This is a genomic window from Streptomyces sp. B1866, assembly GCF_031932565.1.
GTDB lineage: Bacteria > Actinomycetota > Actinomycetes > Streptomycetales > Streptomycetaceae > Streptomyces.
Window position 1 is genome coordinate 1 of record NZ_JAVSCF010000249.1, and the last position, 9324, is coordinate 9324.

6 protein-coding genes are annotated in these 9324 nt (G+C 76.3%); 1 reads left to right on the plus strand and 5 read right to left on the minus strand.

Annotated features, from left to right (window positions below; translation table 11 throughout):
- The 3 genes from RKE29_RS24445 to RKE29_RS24455 form a co-directional block, all read right to left on the minus strand.
- Positions 1-1216: protein kinase (locus RKE29_RS24445; RefSeq protein WP_369016052.1), on the minus strand; the 1216-nt coding region annotated here is incomplete at its 3' end.
- 151 nt (positions 1217-1367) lie between these two features.
- Positions 1368-3326: a serine/threonine-protein kinase gene (locus RKE29_RS24450; protein WP_312007776.1), complete on the minus strand. Its 1959-nt coding sequence runs from the start codon at positions 3324-3326 to the stop codon at positions 1368-1370.
- A gap of 458 nt (positions 3327-3784) precedes the next feature.
- Positions 3785-5506: a glycerol-3-phosphate dehydrogenase/oxidase gene (locus RKE29_RS24455; RefSeq protein WP_312007780.1), complete on the minus strand. Its 1722-nt coding sequence runs from the start codon at positions 5504-5506 to the stop codon at positions 3785-3787.
- 347 nt (positions 5507-5853) lie between these two features.
- Here RKE29_RS24455 and RKE29_RS24460 point away from each other — a divergent pair, with 347 nt between their 5' ends.
- Entirely contained in the window at positions 5854-7131 is a 1278-nt protein-coding gene (locus RKE29_RS24460) for a nucleotide sugar dehydrogenase (RefSeq protein ID WP_312007777.1), read from the plus strand.
- A gap of 45 nt (positions 7132-7176) precedes the next feature.
- On the opposite strand, the gene RKE29_RS24465 is transcribed toward RKE29_RS24460, so the two are convergent.
- Together RKE29_RS24465 and RKE29_RS24470 are read right to left on the minus strand one after the other, a co-directional pair.
- Positions 7177-7869, minus strand: coding sequence for a TetR family transcriptional regulator (locus tag RKE29_RS24465; RefSeq protein ID WP_312007778.1), 693 nt, complete (start codon positions 7867-7869; stop codon positions 7177-7179).
- Between the two features lie 244 nt (positions 7870-8113).
- Positions 8114-9324: DUF6049 family protein (locus tag RKE29_RS24470; protein ID WP_312007779.1), on the minus strand; the 1211-nt coding region annotated here is incomplete at its 5' end.

A 9324-nucleotide genomic window follows, 5' to 3' on the forward strand; every position in this document is an offset into this window, starting at 1 on the left:
CGCCGCCGGTCCGGCCCGGCACGGGGAAACCGCCCGCCGCGCCCTGGTCCCGGTACACGGACTGCGCGCGGGGGCGCGCACCGGGCTCGGGCCCGCCGCGCGCGGGAGGCGCGACCGGCCCGGGCGGGTCGCCTCCGTCGCGCGGCGAGGGCACCTTCCCCGGACCGTACGGCGACGCTCCGGCGTACGCGCCCCCGGCGTACGGTGGCACCGACGGGGGCGGGAGGTCGGGTCCGCGCTCCTCGCGCGCCCCCCGGCGCCAGCCGGGCTCCCCGGCTCCGCCGTCCTCCACGGCCCACTCGGAGCCCTGCGGACCGTCGGCCCACTCGGACCCGTCGGCGTCCTCAGTCCACTCGGACCCGTCGGTGGCCTCGGCCCACCCGGGCTCCGCGGCGGCCTCGCCCCACCCCGCGTCCCCAGGCGCCGACGCCCGCTCCCCGTCCCCGCGCGCCGACGCCCACTCCCCGTCCCCGCGCGCCGACGCCCATTCCGCGTCCTCAGCGGCCTCCGCCCACTCGTGCGCCCCGGCCCGTGCGGCCAGCCGGGCCTCCTCCGCCTCCTCTGCGGCGAGGGACTCGGCGATGGCCGACTCCAGGCCCTCCGCACGGGCGGCGGGGTCCGGCACCGGGTCGTACCCGCACAGCGCCTCCTCCGCCGCTCCCGCCGCGAGGCCGGTGAGCATCGCCCGCCCGTCCTCGCACACCAGGACCGTGCGCGCGGTGATGTTGCCGTGGATCCAGCCGTGGGCGTGCAGGCCGCGCAGGGCGGTGAGGATGTCGGCGGCGACCTCGGCGGCGCGGTGGGGCGGCAGCGGGCGCTCGGCGAGCAGCGCGGCGAGCGGACGGGCGTCGACCAGCTCGCTGGCGATCCACAGGCTTCCGGCCTCCACGAACACGTGGAAGACCTGGTCCAGACGCGGGTGGTCGGGCAGCCGCGCCGCGGCGTCGGCGGCGGCGAGGGCGCGGCGCACGGCCGGGTCGTTGAGGTCGCGCCCGCGGCCGCGGCCCGCGCCGGTCTGCGGGCCCGGCCCGCCGTAGGGGCTGTCCTCGTCCACGAGTTCGGCGTCGACGACCTCCGGCAGCGGTATCTGCCGCAGGTGGACCTCCTGCCGGCTGTGGGTGTCGTACGCGCGGGTCTCGATCAGCTCGTACTCGTCCGCAGGCGGCAATGGCAGGCGATAGCGGCCGGCGAGAACCCGACCCGCGTACTCGTCCACGGTGCCTCCCCAAGCGCAAGCGCGCGATCCAGACTGTCGCCCGCACCGCACGAAACCGTCAATTGTGGTCGCATTACCACGTCTTGTGGCTGCGTACGGTCCACGGCTTCTCACCATACGTGCCGTACGGACCCGCCGCAGACCGGTCGGCTCAGTCCACGACGCCGAACGACGAGAACGCCGTCTCGCGCAGCGTCCGGCACTCCTTTCCTTCCCACTGGTCACTCGGACACGTGATCATGATCGCGTAGCCGTGGTGGGGGTCCGTCACGAAACCGCGGTCGAGCACGTGCACGCGCGTGCCGTTCTGGACGCGCTCGAACTCCCAGTCGGCGACGGTCGGATACCCGCGCCAGTCGTCGACCCCTCTGATGCCCAGGTTCCGGTATCCCGCCATGGTCTTGCGCGCCGACGCCTCGTTGTCCCGCCACGCCCGCACGGCGTCCGATCCGGGGGACGACGTGAAATCGACCTGTACGCGCGGGAAGTTCGCCTCTCCGCGGTAGTACCGGCCCCGGGAGTAGGCGGGGACGTCGTAGTCGCGCCAGCCCTCGGGCAGCGCCATGCGGAAGTGGAAGTTCGGGGACAGGATCCGCGCGTAGCCGTCCGGCAGCGCGTCCCCGCCGTCCTCCTTGCCCGCTCCGCCCGTCGCGCCCCTCCCGCCGTCCTGGCCCGCGCCGCTCGACCCCGCCGACGGGCCGCCGGACGGCTGGCCGGTGGCCGACGGGCTCCGCTGCGCGGACGGCGTGCCGCCGGTCGGCTCGCCCTGCCGGTCCCGCTGCCCCTGGTCCTTCTCGTCCCGCCGGCCGCCGGTGCCCGTACCGGCCGTCGCGCCGGTCTTCTCGCCCTGGCCCGTGTCGTCGCTGCCGCCGCCGCTGCGGCTCAGCAGGATGCCCAGGACGGTGCCCAGCACGGCGAGTGCGACGAGCACCGCGGCGATCAGGAGCGCGCGCCGGTTCACCTTGAACGTCAGCGGCGGCCGTCCGGCGGGAGGCGCGGACGGCGGGCCGGGAGGCGCGGCGGGTGCCCCGGACCCGGCCCCGTCCGAGGCGGCGGCGGTCCGGTCCCCGGCGGGCTGCGCGGCGGCGGCCGACGGCGAGCCCGCACCGAAAGCGCCCGCACCGGAAGCCCCCGCGCCGGAATCACCTGTTCCGGATGCCGGCGAACCGGAGGCCGGCGCGGCCTCGGGCGCGGACGGCGGAAGGGACGGCAGGGCCATGGTGGCCGTCGGGTGGACGGCCGTCGGCCCCTCGGCGGCGGCCTCGTCCGACACGCTCAGCACGCCGTTCAGCAGCGCCCGCGCGCCCGCGTCGTCCAGCCGCCGCTCCGGGTCCTTCATCAGCAGCCCCTGGATGGCCTCCTCCAACGCGCCCGCGTTCTTCGGCGGTTGCAGCGGCTCGGTCATCACGGCGGTGAGCGTGGCGATGGCCGTGCTCCTGTCGTACGGGGGCACGCCCTCGACCGCCGCGTACAGCAGCCCGCCCAGCGACCACAGGTCGGACGGCGGCCCGGGCTTCTGGCCGCGCGCCCGCTCCGGCGATATGTACGAGGGCGCGCCGACGAGCATGCCGGTGGACGTCACGGACGGGTCGCCCTCGACCTGCGCGATGCCGAAGTCGGTGAGCACCACCCGGCCCTCGTCCGCGATGAGCACGTTGGACGGCTTCACGTCGCGGTGCAGGATGCCCGCCCGGTGCGCGGCGCGCAGCACGTCGAGCACGGCGAGCCCCACCTCGGCGGCCCGGCGCGGGGACAGCGGCCCGTCGTCCCGCACCACGTCGGCCAGCGAACGGCCCTCGATCAGCTCCATGACGATCCACGGCCGGTCGTCCTCCTCGACCACGTCGAAGACCGTGACCGCGCCCCTGCTGCGGATACGGGCGATGGCCTTGGCCTCGCGCAGCGTGCGGGTGATGAGGCGTCGCTTCTCGTCCTCGTCCACGCTGACGGGAAAGCGCAGCCCCTTGACGGCGACCGTGCGCCCCAGCACCTCGTCCCGGGCCCGCCACACGGTCCCCATGCCGCCCCGGCCGAGGACGTCCCCGAGCCGGTACCGCCCGGCGAGGAGGCGCCCCGTCGTCCCCTGCGTCCGCTCCTCCGGCTCCGCCATGCTGCCCCTTTGCGAATCAACCCGCCCGAAACCCACCCTGGCAGAGCGTCATTGTCTCTCATCCTGGCACGCCCGGGCGTCCCGGGTCCGGCGCGCCGGACCGTGGCCGTAGCGGACCGGCGGGCCGCGCGCGGGCCGCGTCGGCGGGCGCGCCCCAGCGGTTCCGGGGTGCGCGGGGGCGGCGGCGCGGAAGGCCGCGGGCGATCGCAGGCGCGAAGAACCCGGTGCGCGCGGCTGGCCGGACCTCGTGTGTCTCCGCAGGCCCGCGCGTGACGTCGTCGGGATCGCTCCGTACGTCACCGGGCCCGCGCGGGACTTCACCGGGAGGCCGTCGCGTCCTTCGGTGGCGCCGGGTCCGGGCCTCGACGGACCGCCGCGCCGCCGCGACGCGCCAGCGCCCCGGCGGCCGTGCGCACCCGCGCGCGTGCGCCCGAAAGCCCGCGGCCCCGGCGGCCCCGCTACAGCGGCACGATGTCCGGCGCGCCCAGCCGCGCCGCGTCCGCCGTCAGGTCGTCCGGCTGGCGCTGGGACTCGCGCTCGGCCTCCACCCGCTTGCCGTAGTGCGCGATCTCCTTCTCGACCTGCTGCCCGTCCCAGCCCAGGACGGGGGCCATCAGCTCAGCCGCCTCCCGGGCGCTGCGCGTGCCGCGGTCGAAGGTCTCGATGGAGATGCGGGTGCGCCGGGTGAGGACGTCGTCCAGGTGCCGGGCGCCCTCGTGGGAGGCGGCGTAGACGACCTCCGCGCGCAGGTAGTCGTCGGCGGCGGCGAGGGGGCGGGCCAGGGAGGGGTCGGCGGCGATGAGGTCCAGGACCTCATCGGCCAGCGAGCCGTACCGGTTCAGCAGGTGCTCCACGCGGGCCACGTGCAGGCCCGCGCGCCGGGCGATGCGGCCTCGGCCGTTCCACAGGGCCTGGTAGCCCACGGCGCCGGCCAGCGGGACCGTCTCGGTGACGCAGGGGCCCACACGGCGGTCCAGGCCGTGGACGGCCGCGTCGACGGCGTCCTTGGCCATCACGCGGTACGTCGTGTACTTGCCGCCCGCGACGACCACCAGGCCGGGCACCGGGTGGGCCACCAGGTGCTCGCGGGACAGCTTGCTGGTCGCCTCGGACTCGCCGGCCAGCAGCGGGCGCAGGCCCGCGTACACGCCCTGCACGTCGTCGCGGGTGAGCGGCACGGCCAGGGCGGTGTTGACGTGCTCCAGGAGGTAGTCGATGTCCGCGCTGGAGGCGGCCGGGTGGGCCTTGTCCAGGTCCCAGTCGGTGTCCGTGGTGCCGATGATCCAGTGTCTGCCCCAGGGGATCACGAACAGCACGCTTTTCTCGGTACGCAGGATCAAACCCGTGGAGGAGTGGATTCTGTCCTTGGGCACGACCAGGTGGATGCCCTTGGACGCCCGGACGTGGAACTGGCCGCGCTCGGCGATCAGGCCCTGGGTCTCGTCCGTCCACACTCCGGTCGCGTTCACCACCTGCCGGGCGCGGACCTCGTACTCGACGGCGCCCGAATCCGGGCGCGCCTCCACGTCCCGCACCCGGGCGCCGACCACCCGCTCGCCCTCGCGCAGGAAGCCCACGACCCGCGCCCGGCCGGCCACCCACGCGCCGTACCCGGCCGCGGTACGCACCAGGGTGGTGACCAGGCGCGCGTCGTCCACCTGCGCGTCGTAGTACTGCAACGCGCCCACCAGCGCGTCCTTGCGCAGGCACGGCGCGGCCCGCAGCGCGTGGCGGCGCGTCAGGTGGCGGTGCACGGGCAGGCCGCGGCCGTGGCCGGAGGAGACCGACATCGTGTCGTACAGCGCGACGCCCGTCCCCGCGTAGGCCCGCTCCCAGCCCCGGTGCCGCAGCGGGTAGAGGAACGGCACCGGCTTGACCAGGTGCGGCGCCAGGCGCTGGAGCAGCAGGCCGCGCTCCTTGAGGGCCTCCCGTACGAGCCCGAAGTCCAGCATCTCCAGGTAGCGCAGGCCGCCGTGGATCAGCTTGCTGGACCGGCTCGACGTGCCGGACGCCCAGTCCCGGGCCTCGACCAGGCCGGTCGCGAGGCCCCGGGTGGCGGCGTCGAGCGCGGTGCCCGCGCCGACCACGCCGCCGCCCACGACCAGCACGTCCAGCTCGTGGTCCGCCATGCGCGCCAGTGCGTCGGCGCGCTCGGCCGGTCCCAGTGCCGGTGTCCTCACCATTGCCTCCAGCTGTGATCGGGGTCACACCGTTTCGGTGGTGATTTTCCCGTTTTCCGGCGTGCGACGCCATGGCGCGCCCGCTCGGCGGGCCATGGCCTGATCCGACCCTCCCGACCCGTCCGGCGCCGCCACCCTCCGGCCCGTCCGCGCTGCCACCCTTCCGGCCGGTCCGCGCCGCCGTCCCGCGCCCGCGCGTCCGGACGGGTGCGGCGCTGTCCGCCCAGCGCCTCAATCTCGCACCCCTCTCGCGGCAATCCCCGTGGCAATACTGAATGCGTGTCATATTTCCGCTTAGTGTGCGTTTGCGCCATCCGGAATCGCCTCGGGAAGGACGGCACGACGCCATGCCCGCAGATCTCGCCGTCATCGGACTCGGCCCCCTCGGCCTCCCGCTCGCCCACGCCGCCACCGCCGCGGGCCTGTGCACCGTCGGCTACGACACCGACCCGCACGCCGTCGCCGAGCTGAGCGCCGGCCGCAGCCCCGTCGAGGGCGGCGGCGGGCCGCTGCCGGCCGCCGCCGTCCGCCGCATGGTCGCGGGCGGCTTCAGGGCCACCGCCGACCCGGCAGAGCTGGGCCGGGTCCGCACGGCCGCCATCTGCGTGCCCACGCCGCTCGCCGCCGACGGGACGCTCGACCTGTCCGCGGTCGGCGAGGCCGCCCGCACGCTGGCCGCACAGCTGCGCCCGCACACCACCATCCTCCTCGAATCGACCGTCTACCCGGGCGCCACCGAGGAATTCCTGCGCCCCCTCCTGGAGCACGGCTCGGGGCTGCGGGCCGGCCGCGACTTCCACCTCGCCTACTGCCCCGGCCGCCTCGACCCCGGCAACCGCGACTACGACCACGCCAACACCCCCCACGTCATCGGCGGGCTCACCCCCGCCTGCACCGAGGCCGCCGCCGCCTTCTACGGCCGGATCACCGAGAAGGTCGTCCGCGCGCGGGGGCTGCGCGAGGCCGAGATGGTGAAGGTCCTGGAGAGCAACTACCGGTACGTCAACATCGCACTGGTCAACGAGATGGCCGTCTTCTGCCACGATCTGGGCGTCGACCTGTGGGACGTCATCCGGTGCGCCGAGACCAAGCCGTTCGGCTTCCGCGCCTTCCGGCCCGGCCCCGGCGTCGGCGGCCACGGCGTGCCGGTCGACCCCGCCCTCCTGCCCTGTCCGGACCGCGGCCGCGGCATCGGCGCCCGGCCGCGCATGGTCGAGCTGGCCCGGGAGGTCAACGGGCGCATGCCCGGCTACGTCACCCAGCGCTGCGCCGCGCTGCTCAACGAGCACGGCAAGTCGGCGCGCGGCGCGCGCGTGCTGCTGCTCGGCGTCGGCTACAAGGCCGACGTCAGCGACCAGGAGGGCTCACCCGCCGGTGAGGTCGCCTCCCGGCTGCTGGACCTCGGCGCGCAGCTGAGCTATCACGACCCGTACGTGCAGCGGTGGAGCGTCCTGGGCCGGCCGGTGCCCCGCGCGGAGTCGCTGTACGAGGCCGCGTCCGCCGCCGACCTGACCGTGCTCCTCCAGCACCACCGCACCTACGACCTCCAGGGGCTCGCCGTGAAGGCGCAGCTGCTGCTCGACACGCGCGGGGCGAGCCCGGCCGGCGCGGCCCACCGGCTGTGACCCGTACGGGCCGCCGCGCCCTCGTACGGACCCGCCGCGCCCGGCTCAGGCTTCCTTGCCCTCCGTGCCCTCCGCGCAGCAGCCTTCCGGCAGTTCGCCCGTCAGGTACCGCTGCACGTTCGGGCCGACCGCCGCCACGACCGCCTCCGAGTGCAGCGACGCCAGCGGCTCGATCTCCACCACGTAGCGGCTCAGGGCCAGGCCGACCAGCTGGGAGGCGACCAGGCCCGCCCGCACCTCCGGGTGCGGGCCGCCCGCGACCTCGGCGACGCGGCCGAGCACCTTCCGCACCACGTAGCCGCGCACCATCTCGGCCGACGTCGGGTGGGAGACGGCCGAGCGCAGGATGCTGCGCAGCTTGGCCTGGGTGGGCTCCTCCTCCCAGTGCCGCAGGAAGGCCCGTACGAGCCGCTCCCCCAGCCCGTCGACGCCGCCCGCCAGGACCGGGTCCAGGATCATCTCCGGGCGTACCGCGTCCTCCATGGACGCGTTGAACAGGCCCTCCTTGGACGCGAAGAAGTGGTGCACCAGCGCCGCGTCCACGCCCGCCGCCTTGGCGATGGCCCGCACCGAGACGCCGTCGTAGCCGTGGTCGGCGAACAGCCGCCGGGCGCAGTCCAGGATGGTGCCACGGCTCTCCGTCGCGCCCGGCCTGCGGCCGGTGCGCTTGCGGACCGGGCCGCGCCCCGGGCGTCCGACGGTACCCCCCGTCACCGGCTGCGTGCGCTCTGCGGTCATGACGTGCAACCTCCACGGCACTTGTGTCGCTGGGGGGCTGCCCCACTCTACGGCGTTGTCCGGTTCACGCCAGAACTCAGGCAGGCGCCGTCGTCAGCCCGCCACCCGTGGGTATGGATTTCAGTGATGGATGAATTATAGGGCGGGGCGGGGGCCTCGGCAGGACTCCCGCGCGGACCGGCGGCTGCGGCGCGCCGGCCCGCGCCGGCGCGCGGACCGCGCGGGCCTGCGGGGCGGCCGCGGCTCACGTGGCACGCGCCCGCGCGCGGCGCAGCCGCACCGTCCGGAAGGCGGCGGCCAGCGCGATCAGCAGCACGCCGCCGACCACGATCGCCACCGCCCCGGAGGACACCGAGCGCACGTCGGCGGTGAAGGTGATCGGCTCCCCCCAGGGCGCGCCGTCGGAGGTCGTGTAGAGCCGCGCGGTCAGCCGCACCGGACCGTTGGCCTGCGCGCGCACGCCGACGCGCACCGTACGGGCGACGGCCCGGGAGGCGCGCACCGGCACCGCCGCGGCCACCGGCCGCAGCCGCTCCGGCCTGTTGGACGTCACGCGCAGCTCGACGCCGGTCAGGCCCTGCTGGAGGCCGTTGTCGACGGTCACCGGGATCGTCGCCTCCTCGCCCGCCACCACCACCCTCGACTTGGGTACGAGCCGTACGGACTCCATCGACGCGGACAGGAATCCGGCCACCTCCCGGCCGTAGGCACGCGCGCCCGGCGCGTCGCCGCGCCAGGCCGTGGACACCGCACGCGCGAGAGCGGCGCGCACGGACCGCACGGTGCCCTGCGGATCGGCCAGCACCTTCGCCAGCGTCCGCAGCCGGTGCTGGTCGGCGGCGGCCCGGGCGACGCCCCGCGCGGGCAGTTCGGAGGCGCGCGGCGCGGCCGGGTAGTCGGAGGGGACGCCCTGGTCCCGCGTGTCCCGCGGTGGGGCGGGCTGCGGCCGCGCGCTTCCCGGCCCGGGGCCGAGCAGTTCCGGGCCGTCCCGCTCCGCGCCGTCCTGTTGTCGACCGTCCTGCTGCCGGCCGTCTTGTCGCGCGCCTTCCGGTCGCGGGTCCTCCGCCGCGTCCTCCGGCCGCGGGTCGGCTCGCGGGGCCGGGGGCGGGCCCGCTTCCCCGGCCGGTTCCGCGGCGTCCGGATCACCCTGGTCCCGGTCCGTACCGGAGCCCGGCCCGGCCAGCACCTCGCCGAGGCCCGCCGGGCGCAGCCAGCCCGCCGTACGGGCCGCCCCGAGCGCGGCGGCCAGGGCGCGGGCCCCGGGGCCGTCCAGGGCCCGCGGCGGCACCACCACCAGGCGGCGCGGCGGCGCGTACGGCAGCTCCCACACCGCCGTCACCGCCTCCGCGAGCAGCCGCTGCCGCAGCCGCGGCACCGGGCCGCCGTCGGCGAGCACGCGCGCGACGGCGGTGTCGTACGTCAGCGCGGTCATCCCCGGGCCGAGCCGCAGCGGCC